This is a genomic window from Pelagerythrobacter marinus (assembly GCF_034375205.1).
GTDB lineage: Bacteria > Pseudomonadota > Alphaproteobacteria > Sphingomonadales > Sphingomonadaceae > Pelagerythrobacter > Pelagerythrobacter marinus.
On sequence record NZ_CP139719.1, the window covers coordinates 1,948,610 to 1,966,843 of the forward strand.

The window sequence follows — 18,234 nt, forward strand, 5'->3', positions numbered from 1 at the left end:
CGAAGGGTTGTGGGAGCCTCATACAGCAAAGCTTGCTTTCATTGAGCGCCGACGGCTTCGACGACGTTTCGAAGGAGCGGCGGCGAAGCCGTCGGCACCTTCTGTGTATGGTCTTGGCGTTGTGGGCGTGATGCACACCCGCGCCTGAGGCTCCCACGACATCCGTCTATTTCCTAGCGCGCGCGAGATCAAGGACACGGCGGACGTCGGGGCTGTATCTGCTCTTACCGGAACCAAGAGCGAGAAGCCCCGGAAGCGTAAGAACGTAGGATTGATCTTCTCTCCTGATCAGGAATCCCCTCTTTCGAAAGAGATCGAATTGGTGATTAATCCAATCAAGTGGAGGCATTGGATAACCACGATCATGAATTAGCTCCTGCATCCTTTCGCAGGTAACCGGTGCAAATACACGGGTTAATTGTAGAAATTCTGTCACGCCGGGCTTAACAGATCGCTCACCTATATTTATTTTCAGCGGTTTGACGCCAAAAAGTACTGACAATTCCTGAACATGATCTCGAATTTCATTCGCAGAAATTCGCTCATTTTCGTAGTATGTGATTGATACAGATGTTCCACTAGGCGACCTAGAGGTACTAACGTCATATATGACCTCGCCGAAGCGCATCGCTACGCTTTCTCGAACCGCCGCCTCGAAAGCATTGTCTCGCACAGTGGCGAAACCGATTTCGATCGGGATGCCCTGATTTCTCAGAAGTCTCAGAAACGCGTTGAGCTTCCTACGATCCGTCTCGCGATCCACTATGGCGAGGTAGGTGCGCCCGTCGGCAACGAGGGATGGCCTCGCGGCCAAGATGACCCCCTGCTTCGATGCAGCAGTTATGATGGCCTCATCAAATGCCATTCGCCGCCCTCCAAGCCTCCTCGATTTCTCCGATGTGTCGACGTGCTTGCGAGGGCCAGTGCTTGGCGGAACTGATTCGAATCAAACCTAACGAAATTCCACCTTTGTCATTGCGCTGAATAAGTTGTTCAGGCTCGTAGTCCGCCAACGTTCTGATCGCATATGCATTTCTCAAGAGTTCGGCAAGTTCATGAGAATGGTAAACACCGACTCCACACTTATCTTCCAAACCCTTATCACCCACTTTTCGAGCGCGTCGCTTCGCTTCTTTTAACACCTTTGCAGTTGACGTGACGATATTATCCGGAAGGCCCTGATGACTCCCCCTCCAATTAGGGTTGAACTTTCGCATCATTTCACGAGCGAGCAAGAAGGCTGCGTAATAATATCGATTGAACGCCGAGCGTCCAAAAAGGTCGAACTCATTTAGGTTCGCCTCGCGCCTAGCCGCTTCGGCCTCTAGATGGTTCCCCACAACCTCCATGCCCGTGGATTAATCGCAGTTGGGCGACGGAGCAATCCGTGGTGTTCTCATAAAATCTCGGGAGCGAGGTTCACGGGGAATTCGACTTTCGCAGGACAGCCCGTTCAGTCAGTCATACGCATAGAAAGAACTTCACGTGGGGAAAGATACCTCCATCTCAGCGCCGCAACAAACGCCTCCTAAGGAATGCTCACATTCCTCCCCGCTTCCGCGGAGACAGGCCGCCTGCCGGCTCCAGCGCCTCAGAAAGGTAGCACGCCGTCACGCGCCGTTCCGCGATTGCTGCCGCAATCGCTCCATGCGCCACGTGACGTCATACGGGTTGCGCTACGCGCACCCGCTGGCCGGAGTTACAGCCTCTCGCTTCTAGCTTACCGTTTGCTGCGCAAACGCCTGCGCTAGGCGCGGGGCTTCACTCCTCCCCCATCCTTAGCGCCGCAATAAACGCCTCCTGCGGGATGCTCACATTGCCGTACTCCCTCATCCGCGCCTTGCCCTTCTTCTGCTTTTCCAGCAGCTTCTTCTTGCGCGTGATGTCGCCGCCGTAGCACTTGGCGGTCACGTCCTTGCGCAGGGCGGCGATGGTCTCGCGGGCAATCACCTTGCCGCCGATCGCGGCCTGGATCGGGATCTTGAACAGGTGGCGCGGGATCAGGTCTTTCAGGCGCTCGCACATGCCGCGGCCGCGTTCTTCGGCGACCGAGCGGTGGACGATCAGCGACAGGGCATCGACCGGCTCGTTGTTCACCAGGATGTTCATCTTGACGAGATCGCCCTCGCGCAGGCCGATCTGCTCGTAATCGAAGCTGGCGTAGCCGCGGCTGATCGATTTCAGGCGGTCGTAGAAATCGAACACGACCTCGTTCAGCGGCAGCTCGTAGGTCACCTGCGCGCGGCCGCCGACATAAGTAAGGTCGGTCTGGATGCCGCGCCGGTCCTGGCACAGCTTCAGGATCGCGCCGAGGTATTCGTCGGGCGTGTAGATCGTCGCCTTGATCCACGGCTCCTCGATCCATTCGATCCGGTTGGGATCGGGATAGTCGGCCGGGTTGTGCAGCTCGATCGTCTTCGCTTCCTCGTTCTTCGTCTTGCCGAGGCGGATGCGATAGACGACGCTGGGGGCCGTGGTAATCAGGTCCAGATCGTATTCGCGGCTCAGCCGTTCCTGGATGATCTCCAGGTGGAGGAGGCCGAGGAAGCCGCAGCGGAAGCCGAAGCCGAGCGCCGCGCTGCTTTCCATCTCGTAGCTGAAGCTCGCATCGTTGAGGCGCAGCTTGCCGATCGATTCGCGCAGCTTCTCGAAATCGGCGGCATCGACGGGGAAGAGGCCGCAGAAGACCACAGGCTGGACTTCCTTGTACCCGGGCAGCGCCTTGTCCGCCCCGCCCTTCACCGTCGTGATCGTGTCGCCCACGCGCGCCTGTTCGACTTCCTTGATCTGCGCGGTGATGAAGCCGATCTCGCCCGGGCCGATCTCCGGCAGGTCCACCCGCTTGGGGGTGAAGGCGCCGACCCGGTCGACCAGGTGCTGCGTGCCGCCCTGCATGAAGCGGACCTGCAGGCCCTTCTTCAGCACGCCGTCCATCACCCGCACGAGGATGACCACGCCGAGGTAGGGATCGTACCAGCTATCGACCAGCATGGCCTTGAGCGGCGCGTCGCGGTCGCCGGTGGGCGGCGGGATGCGGGCGACGATCGCCTCCAGCGTGTCCTCGATCCCGATGCCGGACTTCGCGCTGGTGAGCACGGCGTCGCTGGCGTCGAGACCGATGATGTCCTCGATCTCGGCCTTGACCTTGTCGGGCTCGGCCGCGGGCAGGTCGATCTTGTTGATGACGGGGACGATCTCGTGGTCGTGCTCGATCGACTGGTAGACATTGGCGAGCGTCTGCGCCTCGACCCCCTGTGCGGCATCGACCACCAGCAGCGCGCCCTCGCACGCGGCGAGGCTGCGGCTGACCTCGTATGCGAAGTCGACATGGCCGGGGGTGTCCATCAGGTTGAGCTCGTAGGTCCTGCCGTCCCGGGCGGTGTAGTTGAGGCGCACGGTCTGGGCCTTGATCGTGATCCCACGCTCGCGCTCAATGTCCATGTTATCAAGGACTTGCGCGCTCATCTCGCGCTCGGTCAGCCCGCCGCAGACCTGGATCAGCCGATCGGCGAGCGTCGACTTGCCATGGTCGATATGCGCGATGATCGAGAAATTGCGAATAAGGCCAAGATCAGTCATCGCGGCCCCTTATAACCCCGGCCGGAAAGCTGCAACGACGGAGACGTTGGCTCGCCCCCATTGCAGCGGGAATGGCGGTCAGGCGCGGGCCTTGCGCGGCTCTTCCGCCGGGGGCCGGGCGCCGTCGATGTCGAGCGGGATCGGGCGGTCGAACTGCACGCCCATGCGGTTGTCGATGCACCAGCGGCTCGTCGCATCGACCGTCAGCGTATCGGACAGGGCAATGCGGAAGCGCGTGCCGACCGGGACGTTCCACAGCCCCTCCACCATCGCGCCCTCGGTCGAGGCATTGCGGACGGTGCCGGCGTAGTGCTGCCCCGCGTGTTCGAGCACGACCTTGCGCAGCATCGTCTTGCGCGGGGCGCGGGCCGCGCGCGGGCCGACCGCTTCCATCGCGAGGCCGTTCGCGAGCCGTTCTTCCACCGCCTGGCTGCTCAGCGCCTTGTCGTAGATATAGCCCTGGACATGGGTGCAGCCGTGCTGGCGCACGAGGTCCAGTTCGTCGAGCGTCTCGACGCCTTCGGCCGTGACGTCCATTCCCAGCGCCTGGGCGAGGCTGGTGATCGAGGCGATGATCGCGCCGTTCCGGCTCCCCGGCCGCGTGGCGCCGCGCACGAAGCTCTGGTCGATCTTGATCTTGTCGAAAGGCGCCTTCTTCAGATAGCCGAGCGAGGAATAGCCGGTCCCGAAATCGTCGAGCGCCAGGCGCACCCCGATGCGCTTGAGCGCGGCGAACATCGCCTCGGTCCCCTCGTCGTCGTTGAGGAAGACGCTCTCGGTAATCTCCAGCTCCAGGCGCGAAGGATCGATGCCGGCCTGGGCGATCGCATTCGTGATGATCGCCGGGAGCTGCGGACTGGCGAACTGGAGCGGCGAGACGTTGACGGCGCAGCGCACTTCCTCCGGCCATTCGGCCAGCGCGCTGCAGGCGGTGCGGATCGCCCATTCGCCGATCGCGGCGATGAGGCCGGTATCCTCGGCAATCGGCACGAACTTGTCGGGCGAGAGCCAGCCGCGCCGCGGATGGTTCCAGCGCAGCAGCGCCTCGAACCCGGCAATCCGTTCGCTGCTCGCGTCCACCACCGGCTGGTAGAACAGCTCCAGCCCGCCGTGGGCGATCGCATCGCGCAGGTCCTGTTCGAGCGCATTGCGCTCCTCCGCCGCGCTGTGGAGGTCGCTCGAATAGAAATGGCACCGGCCCCGCCCGGCGTCCTTCGCGGCGTAGAGCGCGAGGTCGGCGTTGCGGATCAGCGCCTCGCTGGTCACGCCGTGATCGGGCGATACGGCAATGCCGATGGACGATCCGATCACCACGCGCTGCCCGTCGATCGAATAGGGCTGCGACAGGGCGTGGATGATTTCCTGCGCCAGGTGGCCGAGCTGTTCGTGCTCGACCCGGCCGGGGACGATCACCTGGAACTCGTCGCCGCCGAGCCGCCCCACGCGGCCCTGCTTGCCAACGGCCCGTTCCAGCCGCTGGGCGACCTGCTTGAGCAAGGCGTCGCCGGCGGGATGGCCCAGCGTGTCGTTGACGTGCTTGAACCGGTCGAGGTCGAGCAGGAAGATCGCGCACTCGCGCTCCCTTTCCTGCGGGCTGCAGACGATCTTTTCCAGCGTTTGCGACATCTGGAAACGGTTCGCCAGCCCGGTCAGCGAGTCGTACCGCGCGAGCCGCTTGGCATTTTCCTCGCTCAGCTTCTTCTCGGTCAGGTCGGTCCCCGAACCGCGAAAGCCGCAGAAATTGCGGAAACCGTCATAGACCGGCCGCCCGTTGATCGACCACCACCGCTCTTCGTCGGGAACGGCGGCCTTGACCGCCAGCCCTTCGAACGAGGAGCGGGAGGACAAGTGGAACGTCAGCGTCCGCTCGCCTTCGCGGTTCTCGTCGCCGAGATCGAACAGGCGCGAGAACGCGCGCCCGACCAGTTCGTCTTCGGCGCGCCCGAGCGCGCGCGCGACCGAAGGCGAGAGGTAGGTGAGCCGTCCGCGGCGGTCGGTTTCCCAGAACCAGCCCTGCCCCGTTTCCTCGTAGTCCTGGAGAATGCTCTGCGCCCGGTCGCGAACGCGGGCGAGCGCGGCTTCCTCTTCGGCCCGCGCCCGCTCGAAACGCAGCTGGTAACTGGCCACGAGCCCGCTCGTGATCGCGGCGATCGCCAGGCCGGAAAATGCATAGAACGAGCCGTCCACGAGCGCCACAGGGGCCCAGCAGCCGAGCTTGCTCATGAAGACCAGCACGATCCGGTCGCTGAGCAGCGCGGCGAACAGGATATTGACCGTGACCAGCGCGGCGACGCCGATGCGCCAGTCGAGCGATCCCGAATACATCCACTCCGCCAGGCCGAACCCGACCCCGGCCGACGACAGGAGGACAAGCGCGACGGCCAGCCCCTGGCGGGCCGGAACGGGCAGCGCCGCCCCGTCGCCCCAGGCATTGACCGGGCGGCCAAGCGCGGCGGTCCCGATGCCGAGCAGCGCGGCGACGATGCAGGCCGCAGGCGGCGCGGAGAGCGCGATCACCCCGGAAATCGCGAAAGCGGCGGCGATCGCCACGCTCATCCAGGCAAAGGGGGGCGGAACGATCGGCGGCGCTTTCGCCACGGCGGCAACCTTGTTGCGCTTGACCTCGCGCCGGTCGCGACGCTGGCGGCGTTCTTCGGGCACGGCGCGCAGCGGCGGCTGGGCACGGTCCGGCGCATCGGCATGCGTCGCGGGACCGGCCGAAAGCATCGAACCGGGCGCCTCGGGCTCACTCGCGGTTCTTGCTGACGCCACCACCATGCCGCCCGCATGCGCCAGACCCCTTGAAAAAACGGTTAATCGAAGGGCAGGATTCGGCAATTTCCTGCCGCGCGAGCGCGCTTGCCAAGGCGCGTGGGCACGTGCATGAATCGCCCGCTCGGATACGGGCAAGAAGAAGAGGGTGCATGGCAGCCAGGGCGCAGCCGGTAGACGCGACACGCACGGCCCGCGGGCGGCCCGCCACCTGATGCGGCACCTCGCCATCATCGGCTCGGGCCCTGCGGGCTACTACACCGCGGAAGCTGCCCAGAAACACTGGGGCGACGAGATCCGCGTCGATATCTTCGACATGCTGCCGGTGCCCTACGGCCTGATCCGCACCGGCGTCGCCCCCGATCACCAGTCCATCAAGGGCGTCAGCCGCCGTTACGAGGCCACGGCCCTGACCGAGAACGTGCGCTTCGTCGGCAATGTCGCGGTGGGGCGGGACGTCACCGTGCCCGAGTTGCAATCGCTCTACGACGCGGTCGTGTTCGCCACCGGCGCGCCCAACGATCGCGCGCTGGGGATAGAGGGCGAGGCGCTGCCCAATGTCTTCGGCAGCGCGGCCTTCGTCGGGTGGTACAACGGCCACCCGCAGTTTGCCGGGCTCGCGCCGGATCTTTCCGGCCGCCACGCGGTCGTGATCGGCATGGGCAACGTCGCGCTCGACGTGGCGCGCATCCTCGCCAAGACCGAGGCGGAATTCGCGGGGTCCGACATTGTCGCCCACGCGCTCGACGCGCTGCGCGCCGCGGCGATTTCGACGATTACCATCGTCGGGCGGCGCGGCCCGCACCAGATCATGATGACGCCCAAGGAACTGGGCGAACTGATGCACCTGGAACGCGCCAGTCCCCGCGTTGCACCGTCCGATCTTCCGCCCGAGGCCGATGACGCGCTGCTCGAACCCGGCCTGCGCAAGTCCGTCGCGCACTTGCGCAGCTTCGCCGCGATCCCGGAGAGCGAGCGGGCGGACAAGAGCGTGGAGATTGACTTCGACATGTTCGCAAGCCCGGTGCGACTGCTGGGCAAGGACAGGGTCGAGGCGATCGAGCTGGAGCGCACCCGGGTCGAGGCCGGGCGCGCGGTCGGGACGGGGGAGACGTACACCGTCCCGGCCGATCTCGTGATCAGTTGCATCGGCTATCGCAGCTCGCCGATTCCCGGCGTCCCGTTCGACGAGCGCGCGGGCCGCTTCGCGAACGACGAGGGGCGGATCCTGCCCGGCCTCTATTGCGTGGGCTGGGCCCGGCGCGGCCCGACCGGGACGATCGGGACCAACCGCCCGGACGGCTTCGGCGTGGTCGAGAAGATCGCCGAGGACATGGACGGCGGCGCGCTCGGACCGCGCGGCAAGGAAGGGCGCGCCGGGTTTGACCGGCTCGTCGAAGAGCGCGGGATCGAGGTCGTCACCTTCCGCGACTGGAAGAAGATCGAGGAGGCCGAGGCCCGCGCCGCGCGCGAGGGCGCCCCGCGCGAGAAATTCGTCGATGTAGAGGCGATGATCCGCGCCCGCGAATAGGCCCGGCTGCCCGCGGCCCTGCCCGGGCGCCAATCCCGATTGAGCCGCCCGCCCCGCGGGCGGGCGCGGGCCGTCAGACCCGCATCGGCATCAGGACATAGAGCGCGGGGCTGCCGGCATCCTGCCGGATCAGCGTCGGCGCGCCTGCGTCGGCCAGGTGCAGTTCGACCGTGTCGCTGTCGATCTGGCTGAGGATGTCCTTCAGGTAATTGGCGTTGAAGCCGATCTCGAACCCTTCGGCCGAATAGTCGGCGGGCACTTCCTCGGCCGCGGTACCGTTGTCCGGGCTGGTGACCGAGAGGATCACCTTGTCCTGGTCGAGCCCCATCTTGACCGCGCGGGTCTTCTCCGTGGCGATGGTCGCCACGCGGTCCACGCCTTCGTAGAAACTGCGCGGATCGAGCTTGAGCAGCTTGTCGTTCCCGGTCGGGATCACGCGGCTGTAGTCGGGGAACGTCCCGTCGATCAGCTTGCTGGTCAGCACCACGCCGCCCTCGCCGCCCAGCGTGAAGCGGATCTTGCTGGCGGAGAGATCCACCTGGACGTTGCCGTCCAGCGATTCCTCCAGCAGCTTGCGCAGTTCGGCCACGGCCTTGCGCGGCACGATCACGTCCGGCATCCCCTGCGCGCCGTCGGGCTGGTCGATCGTGAACCGCGCGAGACGGTGCCCGTCGGTCGCCGCGGCCTTCAGCACCGGCTTGTCTTCCTCCGACACGTGGAGGAAGATGCCGTTGAGGTAATAGCGGGTTTCCTCGGTCGAGATCGCGAAGCGGGTGCGATCGATCAGCTCGGCCAGGGTCTTGGCCGGGATCTCGAAACTGGTCGGCAAGTCGCCTTCGACGATGACCGGGAAATCGTCACGCGGCAGGGTCGGAAGCTGGAAACGGCTGCGGCCGGCCTTGATCGTCAGCCGGTTCTCGGCCGTCTCGAGGCTGACCTGGCTGCCTTCGGGCAGCTTGCGCGCGATATCGAACAGCAGGTGCGCCGAAACCGTGATCGCGCCCGAGCTTTCGACCGAGGCGGCGGCCATGTTCTCCACCACCTGCAGGTCGAGGTCGGTCGCCATGACCTTCAGCGAGCCGCCGTCGGCCGCCTCGATCAGCACGTTGGAGAGAATGGGGATCGTGTTGCGCCGCTCCACCACCGACTGGACGTGGCTGAGGCACCTGAGGAGCGTTGCGCGTTCGATAGTGGCCTTCATCGCGTATCAATTCCCCCTTTGCGCTCACGGACGTCGCGCTCTCAGACGGCCCGACGCCCGGGTGGGCGAAAGTCGGCGGAGACCAGGGTCCCCGGGGACGGGTCCGCGGCCGGAATCGCCCGCGAGCGCCGGAATGTTGCGAATATCCTTAGTCCCGAGGCCGGACGGGGCAAGGACCAAAGCCCCGCCGTCCCGATTCCTTGGGGATAAATCTGTCAGGAAAGCATCGCCATGCCGCCGTTGACGTGCAGCGTCTGCCCGGTGACATAGGCCGCCTCGTCGCTGGCGAGATAGGCCACCGCGGCCCCGATGTCCTCGCCCTCGCCCATCCGGCCCATCGGGATGCGGGCGTTGAGCGCGTCTTTCTGCGCGTCGGGCAGCTGGTCGGTCATGGCGGTGCGGATGAAGCCCGGCGCGACGCAGTTGACGGTGATCCCGCGGCTCGCAAGCTCCTGCGCCAGGCTCTTCGACATGCCGACGAGGCCCGCCTTGGCGGCGGAATAATTCATCTGGCCGGGATTGCCGGTGGCGCCCACCACGCTGGTGATGCTGACGATCCGGCCGCCGCGCGCCTTCATCATCGGGCGCGCCGCCGCGCGCATCAGGCGGAAAGCGGCCTCGAGGTTGATCCGCATGACCGCGTCCCACTCCTCGTCCTTCATCCGCATGGCCAGGTTGTCCCGCGTGACGCCGGCATTGTTCACCAGGATGTCGATCCGGCCCAGGGTGTCGACCGTGGCCGGCACCAGTTCCTCGACCTGTTCGGGGTTCGACAGGTCGCAGGTGATTTCCACGTGGTCGCCGCCGACCTCGTCGTTGATCTGTTCGCGGAAGGCGCGCAGCTTGCCGCTGTTCGATCCGCTGAGCGCGAGGCGCGCGCCCTGCCGCGCCAAGGCATAGGCGATGGCGGAACCGATCCCGCCGCTCGCGCCGGTGACCAGCGCCGTCTTTCCTTCGAGCGAAAACATTATCCGATCTCCTTCGCGAGGGCTTCGATATCGGCCATCGTGATCACGCTGGTGGCCGGGGCTTCCTTGTCGATCCGGCCGATCATCGGGCCCAGGACCTTGCCGCCCAGCTCGACAAAGCCGTCGACCCCGGCAGCGCGCATGGCCAGGACGCTTTCGCGCCAGCGCACGCGCCCGGTCACCTGTTCGACCAGCAGACGCTGTTCCTGCGCCGGATCGCTGACCTCGCCGGCGGTGACGTTGGCATAGAGCGGCAGGGCGAACGGGCCCGGCGCGGTTTTCTCCAGGGCCTCGGCCATGGCATCGGCGGCAGGGCGCATGAGATCGCAGTGGAAGGGCGCCGAGACCGGCAGCAGGACGCCGCGCTTGATGCCGTGGTCCTTCACCATGGCCACCGCGCGCTCGATCGCACCCTTGTGGCCCGAGAGGACGACCTGGCCCGGATCGTTGTCGTTCGCGACCTGGCACACTTCACCCTGGGCCGCGGCATCGGCCAGGGCCCGGGCCTTGTCGAGATCCGCCCCCAGCAGCGCGCACATCGCGCCCTCGCCGACCGGGACGGCGGCCTGCATCGCGCGCCCGCGCAGCTTGAGCAATCGGGCCGTGTCGGCAAGCGAGAAGGCCCCGACCGCGCAGAGCGCCGAGTATTCGCCCAACGAGTGGCCGGCGACGCAGTCGCCCTTCTCGGCCAGGACGATGCCGAACTCGCGCTCCAGAACGCGCAGCGTGGCGATCGAATTGGCCATGATCGCCGGCTGGGCATTCTCGGTCAGGGTCAACTGGTCTTCCGGCCCCTCGCGCATGATCGCGGAAAGGCCCTCCGACAGCGCCTCGTCGACTTCCTCGAAAACCTCGCGCGCGGCGCCGCTCGCCGCGGCGAGATCCGCCCCCATTCCGACTTTCTGGCTACCCTGCCCGGGAAAAACGAATGCACGCATAACGATCTCCTTGTCGCGGCGGGCAACTATGCGCGGCCGGGCGCGCGGGCAAGCCCGAAGGGAACGATCTTGTTGCCGCCGTCGTGCCCGATATCGGCGAAACCGAGATACGGGATGCCGGCCCTGTCGCACCAGTAGCGGGCGATATCCTCCTCGCTCGAACCGAACGGGCGATCGTTCTCCGGCACGTCGCTGATCCGGCCGAGACGCAGGCCGGCGATGCCAGCCAGGTGCTGGGTGACGTGGAAGAACAGGCGATCGACGGCGTAGAGGTGTTCGGACACTTCCTCCACCATGACGACGTGCCCGGCAAGATCCGGCATCAGCTCGGTGCCGCACAGCATGGCGAGGGTGATCAGGTTGAAGGCGACCGCGGGCGGCCCCTCGCCGCCCCGCTCCAGTCCGCCTTCGAGGCCGTCGTCCTTGCCGCAGAGCCAGTCGAGCGCGCGCATCACTGCGCCTTCGCCCCCGTCGCGGCGGATGTCCGCCGCCATCGGCCCGTGCGCCGGACGGCCGATGCCCGCGCGGTAGAGCGCGGCGAGGAGATAGCCGGTGTCGGAATAGCCGAGGTAAGCCTTGTCGCGCGCGGCCGGCCCCATGCGGGCGACGGCATCGGCCGAGATCCGGTTCGCGCCATAGCCGCCGTGGGCGAACCAGACCGCGTCGAACGCCGGGTCGTCGGCACATTCTGTCAGCGCGGCAAGCCGCGTGGCGTCGTCGCCGGCGAAATGGCCATGGCGGGCGAAGCACTGCTTGTGAAACACCAGTTCGACGCCCGCGCGGTCGGCCGCGAGGTCGGCCACCGCATCGGCGTGTTCGCGCTCGAGCCGCTTGCCCGGCGCGCAGATGGCAATGCGTGTCATGTCCCGCGGACTAGGGCCAGCGGGACCGCGCATCAAGCGCCGGCAGGGGCTGGCTGCCGCGCGCGGCGGATCCGGTCAGGCCTCGTGCACTTCGGCAGCGGCGATGACGATGCCCATGAAGCTTTCCGCCGTCAGGCTGGCGCCGCCGACCAGCGCGCCGCCCACTTCGTCGGCACCGAGCAGTTCGCGCGCGTTGTCCGCCTTGACCGAGCCACCGTAGAGGATGCGCACGGCGGCGCCGTCTTCCTCGCCGAACAGCTCGACCAGCAGGGCGCGGATCTCGCGGTGCATGGCACCGATATCCTCCACCGTGGGGGTGCGGCCCGTGCCGATCGCCCAGACCGGTTCGTAGGCGACGGTCAGCATCTCGCCCGCGCGCTCCAGCGTGTCGGGAAGCGAGGCGCGCAGTTGGGCGGTGACATGTTCGACCGCCTTGCCCGCGTCGCGCACGTCCTCCGTCTCGCCGCAGCACATGATGACGCGCAGCCCGGCGGCGAGCGCCGCCTGCGCCTTGGCGCGCACGAGGGCATCGGTCTCGCCGTGGTTCTGGCGGCGTTCGCTGTGGCCGAGAATGACGAACTTGGCCCCGGCGTCGGCGGCCATCGTCGCCGAGATGTCGCCGGTATGGGCACCGTCGTCGGCCGGGTGGCAATCCTGCGCGCCCACCCCGATCTGCTCCACCTCGCGGTGGGTCGCGTGGACCAGCGTGAAGGGCGGCGCCAGAGCGACCTCGACCTTCATCATGTTCTGCGCCGCACGGTCGATCGCACGCGCCTGGGCCAGCATGGCCCGCGTGCCGTTCATCTTCCAGTTTCCAACGATGTAGGGCCGTTCGGCCATGACGAATCCCGCTTCCTTGGTCCCGATTTCAACGATTCCGGTCGCCGTTTAATATGGGGCGACGGGCCCGGCCTGCCAGATGCTTCATCTTGCAACGCCAAAAGCGCTGCCGACCTGTTGCCGGGAGGTCGCAGGGCGGATAAAGCGCTCGCCGCACAGCGCAACCCCTAATCGCACCTCGCCTACGGAACATCCCCCAGTATGCTTCAGTTCTTCCGCAGATTCTTCCAGTCGAAGCTCGGCATTCCGCTGACGCTGGCCTTCCTCGCGCTGATCGCGTTCGCTTTCGCCAGCAGCGATGTCGCCAATACCGGGACGTTCGGCGGGGTCGCCGGGGGCGACCGGGTCGCCGTGGTCGGCGGGCAGAAGATCGATTCGGCCGATCTCGTCGCCAGCGCGCGCGACGCGCTCGACCAGGTGCGCCAGCAGAACCCGAACATGTCGATGGAAGCCTTCATCGCGCAGGGCGGGCTCGACGACGTTCTCGACCAGATGATCGACCGCGCGGCGATCGCCGAATATGCGCGCCGCCACGGCCTGCGCGCGGGCGAAAACCTGGTCAACAGCGAGATCATAACTATCCCGCAGTTCCGCGGCCCGAACGGGGAATTCGACACCACGACCTTCCGCCAGGCGCTGGGCGCGCGCGGCATTTCGGAAGCGACCTTCCGCAACGACATCTCGCAGGGCCTGCTGGCGCAGCAATTGCTGATGCCCGTCGTGTTCGGCGCCCAGGCGCCCGACAAGCTGGCAACGCGCTATGCCGCGCTGCTGCAGGAACGGCGCCGCGGCAGCATCGCCATGCTGCCGTCGAGCGCGTTCGCCCCCGAGGGCACGCCCGACGATGCGGCATTGAAGGCGTTCTACGACGAGAATCGCGACGATTTCATCCGCCCCGAGCGGCGCGTGATTCGCTATGCCGTGTTCGGTCCGGAGGACCTCGACGCCCGGATCGAGCCGACCGACGAGGAAATCGCCGCGCGTTACGAGGAAGACGGCGCGCGCTATGCCGCCAGCGAAACGCGCCGGCTGAGCCAGCTGATCGTGCCGACGCGGGAAGCCGCCAACGCGATCCGCGCGCGCGTGACGGGCGGCGGATCGCTCGAGGCCGCCGCGCGCGAGGCCGGATTCGACGTCGCCGCGCTCGGCCCCCTGTCGCAGGCCGAGTATGCCGCACAGGCTTCCGCCGACGTTGCCCGCGCCGCCTTCGCTGCCGGGCGCGGCGAGCTTGCCGCCCCGGCCCGCAGCGCGCTGGGCTGGCACGTCGTGCGCGTCGACGCGGTCGAGCGCACCCCCGCGCGCAGCCTCGCGCAAGTTCGCGGCGAGATCGCCGATACGCTGCGGACCGAGAAACGCCAGCGCGCCCTGGCCGACCTCGCCGCGAGTATCGAGGAACAGCTGACCGACGGCGTCTCGCTGGGCGACATCGCCGGCCAGCTCGGCGTGGACGTCGAAACGACCCGCCCGCTCCTGGCCAGCGGCGATGTCTATGGCGCGCCGGGACAGACCGCGCCCGAGGTTCTCGGCCCGGCGCTCGAGACCGCGTTCCAGATGATCGAGGGCGAGCCCCAGCTGGCGGAGATCGAACGCGGCGAGACCTATCTTGTCTTCGAGGCAGGCCAGATCGTCGAATCGGCCGCGGCGCCGCTGGCCGAAATCCGCGACGACGTGATCGCCGCCTGGCGCCGCGACCGCGGTGCCGCCGCGGCGCGCGCCGCGGCCGATCGCGTGCTGGAGCGGGTGAAGGAAGGGACGAGCCTCGCCGCCGCCGTGCAGGCGGAGGAAACCGCCCTGCCCGGGGTCGAACCGGTCAACCTGACGCGCCAGCAGCTGGCCGCGCTCCAGGGCCAGTTCCCCGCCCCGCTCGCGCTGCTCTTCAGCATGGCCCAGGGCACGACCAAGAAGCTCGAGGCGCCCGACGACAACGGCTGGTACGTGGTCGACCTGGACGAGATCGAGGCGGGCGAAGTGGACCGCGAAGACCCGGTCTTCGCCCAGGTGAGGCGCGAGCTGGGCAGCGCGATCGGCAGCGAATACGCCGACCAGTTGCGCCTCGCCCTGCGCCAGGAACTGGGCGTGGAACGCAACGAGACCGCGATCGAGGCGGTTCGCAAGCAACTGCTCGGGCAGAACTGAGCCGGTGGCGCAGGTCGCCCCGGGTCTCCGCAACGCCGAGGCCGCGGTCGCCGCGCTGGCGGCCGGCCGGCCCGCGCTCGTCTGGCGGCGGGTCGTCGCCGATACCGAAACCCCGGTGGGCGCGGCGCTGAAGCTGTTCGATCCGGGCCGGGGCGACTTCCTGCTCGAATCGGTCGAAGGGGGCGAGGTTCGCGGGCGGTACAGCCTGCTCGGCATCGATCCCGACCTCGTCTTCCGGGCCGAGGGCGACAGCGCGGCGATCAACGCCCGCTGGCAGGCCGACCGCGAGGCCTTTGCGCCCTGCCCCGGCGGCGCGCTGGACGAACTGCGCGCGCTGGTGGAACGGTGCCGGATCGACGTGCCGGCCGAACTGCCGCCGGCGCTCGCCTGCCTGGTCGGCTATTTCGGCTACGAGACGATCGGCCTGGTCGAGAAGCTTCCGCGCGCACCCGCGAGCCCGCTGGAAATGCCCGACATGCTGTTCGTACGCCCCACGGTCCTGCTGGTGTTCGACAGCCTCGGCGACGAGCTGTTCTGCATTGCCCCGCTCTGGGCCGGGGAGGACGCCCCCGACGCGGCGATCGCGACCGCTGGCGAGCGGATCGACGAGACCCTGCGGCGGCTTTCCGGGCCGCCGCCCGCCGAAACGCGCGCGGCGGACCTGCCCGACATGGCGCTGACCCCGATGGTCGCGGCGCAGGACTACGCCGCCGGCGTGGCCCGCGCGAAGGACTACATCGCGGCCGGCGACATCTTCCAGGTCGTCCTGGCGCAGCGGTTCACCTGCCCCTTCCCCCTGCCGCCGATCGCGCTCTACCGCGCGCTGCGCCGGGTCAATCCATCGCCGTTCCTCTATTTCCTCGACCTGCCCGGCTTTGCCGTGGTCGGCTCCAGCCCCGAAATCCTCGTGCGCGTCAGGGGCGGGGGCGACGGGCCGAAGGAAGTCACGATCAGGCCGATCGCCGGCACCCGCCCGCGCGGCGCCACGGTCGAGGCCGACCGCGCCGCTGAGGCAAGCCTGCTGGCCGATCCGAAGGAACGGGCCGAGCACCTGATGCTGCTCGATCTCGGCCGCAACGACGTCGGGCGGGTGGCCGCCCGCGGCACGGTGGAGGTGACCGACAGCTTCACCATCGAACGCTACAGCCACGTCATGCATATCGTCAGCAACGTGGTCGGCCGGCTCGATCCCGATCGCGACGCGCTCGACGCGCTGTTCGCGGGCTTTCCCGCCGGCACGGTCAGCGGCGCGCCCAAGATCCGGGCCTGCGAGATCATTGCCGGGATAGAGCCCGAAACCCGCGGCGCCTATGCCGGCGGGGTCGGCTATTTCGCGCCCGACGGCTCGGTCGACAGTTGCATCGTCCTGCGCACCGGCGTGGTGAAGGACGGCACGCTCCACGTCCAGGCCGGCGCGGGCATCGTGGCCGACAGCGACCCGGCCTACGAACAACGCGAGTGCGAGGCCAAGGCGAGCGCCCTCCTCGCCGCCGCGCGCGAGGCCGCGCGGATTGCGCAGGAGCCGGGGTTCGGCCAGTGAGGCGGTGGCGCCTCCTCTTTCTGGCGCCCTGCGCGGCCACTGTCCTGACCGGTTGCGGACCGCAGCCGGAAGGCGAGCCGGTGATCCGGACCGAAATCGGCAGCGGCGTCGCCGAAAGCGACAGCGAGCCTGGTCCCGCGGCCGAGCCGAGCCCGACACCCACGCCGGCGATGGCTTCCGCCTGCGACAGCACGACCTTCGAAGGGGCCGCTCTTATCCACTGCATCGCCGATCCCGCGCGGCACCGGATCGTGACCGTGCTGGGCCCGGCCGACGGCGCGCCCTATCGCGGCTTTGCCGCGCTCGCAGCCAAGCGGGCGGCCGATGCCGCGCCGGTTGCCTTCGCGATGAACGCGGGGATGTACGACGGCGAAGGCAAGCCGATCGGATACTACGTGGAAGATGGCCGGCGGCTGAAAGAGCTCAACCGCGCCGACGGGCCGGGCAACTTCCACCTGAAGCCCAACGGCGTGTTCTATGGCACAGGCGGCAAGTGGCAGATCCGCACGGCCGACGATTTCTACGCCAATGTCGCCGACCGCCCCCAGTTCGGCACCCAGAGCGGCCCGATGCTCGTGATCGACGGCAAGCTCCATCCCAAGATCGCCGAGGACGGTCCGAGCAAGGCCGTGCGCAACGGGGTCGGCGTCGACCGCGCCGGGCGGGCGCATTTCGTCATTTCGGAAGAGCCGATCTCGTTCGGCGTGCTCGCCCGCTATTTCCGCGACGAGCTCGAAACGCCCGACGCGCTGTTCCTCGACGGCAATGTCAGCGCCCTGTGGGACCCCGCGCGCAAGCGGATGGACAGCGGCAGCCGGTTCGGGCCCATGCTGGTGGTCGAAGAGAAGGACTGAAGGCCGATGGACTACGAACGCACGCTCTACCCCGAGATCGAGCCTTACGACAGCGGCATGCTGGACGTCGGCGAAGGGCACACGCTCTACTGGGAGCGGATCGGGACGCCGGGGGCCAAGCCGGCCGTGTTCCTGCACGGCGGGCCGGGCGGCGGAATGAGCCCCAACCATCGCCGCCAGTGGGACCCGGAGCTGTACGACGTCCTCCTGTTCGACCAGCGCGGCTGCGGCAAGTCGCTGCCCTTCGCCGAGATCGAGCGCAACGACACCTGGCGCATCGTCGAGGATATCGAGCGGCTGCGGACGATGTGCGGGCACGAGGAATGGCAGGTGTTCGGCGGAAGCTGGGGCGCAACCCTCGCGCTCGCCTATGCCCAGGCCTACCCCGACCGGACCAGCGAGCTGGTCCTGCGCGGCGTGTTCCTCGGCCGCCGGAAGGAGAAAGCCTGGCTCTACTCCTACGGCGCGAGCGAGATCATGGCCGAGCAGTGGGACGCCTTCTCCGGCCTGGTTCCCGCCGAGGAACGCGACGATCTGGTCGCGGCCTATCACCGGCGGCTGACGAGCGACGACGAGGACATCCGGCTCGCCGCCGCGCGCGAGTGGTCGCTGTGGGAAGGCAGCGTCGCCACGCTCCTGCCCGACGAAAAGCTGCTCGAAACCTTCGCCGACCCGGCGAAGGCCCTGCCTTTCGCGCGCATCTGCGCCCGCTTCTTCCTGGAAGATTTCTTCCTCGAGGAAGGGCAGCTGCTCGCCAATGCGGACCGGCTGAAGGGCATCCCCGGGATCATCGTCCAGGGCCGGCACGACATCTGCACCCCGCCCACTTCGGCCTGGGCGCTGAAGAAGGCCTGGCCCGAAGCCGAGCTGTGGATCGTCCACGACGGCGGCCATTCCGCCAGCGAACCGGGCATCGTCGACGGGCTGGTGCGGGCGACCGACCGGTTCGCCGGGAAGGCGGCCTGAAACCTAAACTTGCTTGATCGGGCCGGGCGAACGGCCGAAGGCGGCG

Annotated in this window: 14 protein-coding genes; 5 read left to right on the top strand and 9 right to left on the bottom strand. The window is 67.6% G+C overall.

Annotation, left to right across the window (positions count from 1 at the left end; translation table 11 throughout):
• Window positions 1-166: 166 nt before the first annotated feature.
• From T8T98_RS09625 to T8T98_RS09640, 4 genes are all read right to left on the bottom strand, one after another.
• The gene (locus T8T98_RS09625) at window positions 167-865 is read right to left on the bottom strand and encodes a hypothetical protein (RefSeq protein ID WP_251105337.1); all 699 of its coding nucleotides are present in this window, start codon (window positions 863-865) and stop codon (window positions 167-169) included.
• Entirely contained in the window at window positions 855-1,349 is a 495-nt protein-coding gene (locus T8T98_RS09630) for a hypothetical protein (protein WP_251105336.1), read from the bottom strand. The genes T8T98_RS09625 and T8T98_RS09630 overlap by 11 nt, the downstream gene beginning before the upstream one ends.
• A gap of 412 nt (window positions 1,350-1,761) precedes the next feature.
• On the bottom strand, window positions 1,762-3,579 hold the full coding sequence (lepA, locus tag T8T98_RS09635; protein WP_251105335.1) for a translation elongation factor 4: 1,818 nt from the start codon (window positions 3,577-3,579) through the stop codon (window positions 1,762-1,764).
• Between the two features lie 78 nt (window positions 3,580-3,657).
• The gene (locus T8T98_RS09640; protein WP_251105334.1) at window positions 3,658-6,306 is read right to left on the bottom strand and encodes an EAL domain-containing protein; all 2,649 of its coding nucleotides are present in this window, start codon (window positions 6,304-6,306) and stop codon (window positions 3,658-3,660) included.
• A 259-nt stretch (window positions 6,307-6,565) separates the two neighbouring features.
• Here T8T98_RS09640 and T8T98_RS09645 point away from each other — a divergent pair, with 259 nt between their 5' ends.
• Window positions 6,566-7,882: an FAD-dependent oxidoreductase gene (locus T8T98_RS09645; RefSeq protein ID WP_251105333.1), complete on the top strand. Its 1,317-nt coding sequence runs from the start codon at window positions 6,566-6,568 to the stop codon at window positions 7,880-7,882.
• A 73-nt stretch (window positions 7,883-7,955) separates the two neighbouring features.
• On the opposite strand, the gene dnaN is transcribed toward T8T98_RS09645, so the two are convergent.
• The 5 genes from dnaN to tpiA all read right to left on the bottom strand — a co-directional run bounded on the left by dnaN (window position 7,956) and on the right by tpiA (window position 12,692).
• Entirely contained in the window at window positions 7,956-9,083 is a 1,128-nt protein-coding gene (gene dnaN / locus T8T98_RS09650) for a DNA polymerase III subunit beta (RefSeq protein WP_251105332.1), read from the bottom strand.
• A gap of 215 nt (window positions 9,084-9,298) precedes the next feature.
• Window positions 9,299-10,051: a 3-oxoacyl-[acyl-carrier-protein] reductase gene (fabG, locus tag T8T98_RS09655; protein ID WP_160733115.1), complete on the bottom strand. Its 753-nt coding sequence runs from the start codon at window positions 10,049-10,051 to the stop codon at window positions 9,299-9,301.
• Window positions 10,051-10,989: an ACP S-malonyltransferase gene (fabD, locus tag T8T98_RS09660; RefSeq protein ID WP_251105331.1), complete on the bottom strand. Its 939-nt coding sequence runs from the start codon at window positions 10,987-10,989 to the stop codon at window positions 10,051-10,053. The genes fabG and fabD overlap by 1 nt, the downstream gene beginning before the upstream one ends.
• Before the next feature lie 26 nt (window positions 10,990-11,015).
• Window positions 11,016-11,852: an LD-carboxypeptidase gene (locus T8T98_RS09665; protein WP_251105330.1), complete on the bottom strand. Its 837-nt coding sequence runs from the start codon at window positions 11,850-11,852 to the stop codon at window positions 11,016-11,018.
• 75 nt (window positions 11,853-11,927) lie between these two features.
• Complete coding sequence (tpiA, locus tag T8T98_RS09670; RefSeq protein WP_160733118.1) at window positions 11,928-12,692, bottom strand: triose-phosphate isomerase; 765 nt, start codon at window positions 12,690-12,692, stop codon at window positions 11,928-11,930.
• Between the two features lie 201 nt (window positions 12,693-12,893).
• Between tpiA and T8T98_RS09675 the strand changes: the two genes are divergently transcribed.
• The 4 genes from T8T98_RS09675 to pip all read left to right on the top strand — a co-directional run bounded on the left by T8T98_RS09675 (window position 12,894) and on the right by pip (window position 18,188).
• A complete protein-coding gene (locus T8T98_RS09675; protein WP_251105329.1) occupies window positions 12,894-14,828 on the top strand; it encodes a peptidylprolyl isomerase in 1,935 nt (644 codons plus the stop codon).
• Between the two features lie 4 nt (window positions 14,829-14,832).
• On the top strand, window positions 14,833-16,368 hold the full coding sequence (locus T8T98_RS09680; protein ID WP_322295656.1) for an anthranilate synthase component I family protein: 1,536 nt from the start codon (window positions 14,833-14,835) through the stop codon (window positions 16,366-16,368).
• An 80-nt stretch (window positions 16,369-16,448) separates the two neighbouring features.
• Entirely contained in the window at window positions 16,449-17,222 is a 774-nt protein-coding gene (locus T8T98_RS09685; protein WP_322295657.1) for a phosphodiester glycosidase family protein, read from the top strand.
• A 6-nt stretch (window positions 17,223-17,228) separates the two neighbouring features.
• Window positions 17,229-18,188 (top strand): prolyl aminopeptidase, encoded by a 960-nt coding sequence (gene pip / locus T8T98_RS09690; RefSeq protein WP_251105327.1) that lies wholly within the window; start codon window positions 17,229-17,231, stop codon window positions 18,186-18,188.
• The last annotated feature ends 46 nt before the right edge of the window (window positions 18,189-18,234 follow it).

Bases quoted from the DNA above. Each gene is read 5' to 3' on its own strand.
- T8T98_RS09625 (WP_251105337.1), bottom strand. From the start codon at position 865: ATGGCATTTGATGAGGCCATCATAACTGCTGCATCGAAGCAGGGGGTC.
- T8T98_RS09630 (WP_251105336.1), bottom strand. From the start codon at position 1,349: ATGGAGGTTGTGGGGAACCATCTAGAGGCCGAAGCGGCTAGGCGCGAG.
- lepA (WP_251105335.1), bottom strand. From the start codon at position 3,579: ATGACTGATCTTGGCCTTATTCGCAATTTCTCGATCATCGCGCATATC.
- T8T98_RS09640 (WP_251105334.1), bottom strand. From the start codon at position 6,306: ATGCTTTCGGCCGGTCCCGCGACGCATGCCGATGCGCCGGACCGTGCC.
- T8T98_RS09645 (WP_251105333.1), top strand. From the start codon at position 6,566: ATGCGGCACCTCGCCATCATCGGCTCGGGCCCTGCGGGCTACTACACC.
- dnaN (WP_251105332.1), bottom strand. From the start codon at position 9,083: ATGAAGGCCACTATCGAACGCGCAACGCTCCTCAGGTGCCTCAGCCAC.
- fabG (WP_160733115.1), bottom strand. From the start codon at position 10,051: ATGTTTTCGCTCGAAGGAAAGACGGCGCTGGTCACCGGCGCGAGCGGC.
- fabD (WP_251105331.1), bottom strand. From the start codon at position 10,989: ATGCGTGCATTCGTTTTTCCCGGGCAGGGTAGCCAGAAAGTCGGAATG.
- T8T98_RS09665 (WP_251105330.1), bottom strand. From the start codon at position 11,852: ATGACACGCATTGCCATCTGCGCGCCGGGCAAGCGGCTCGAGCGCGAA.
- tpiA (WP_160733118.1), bottom strand. From the start codon at position 12,692: ATGGCCGAACGGCCCTACATCGTTGGAAACTGGAAGATGAACGGCACG.
- T8T98_RS09675 (WP_251105329.1), top strand. From the start codon at position 12,894: ATGCTTCAGTTCTTCCGCAGATTCTTCCAGTCGAAGCTCGGCATTCCG.
- pip (WP_251105327.1), top strand. From the start codon at position 17,229: ATGGACTACGAACGCACGCTCTACCCCGAGATCGAGCCTTACGACAGC.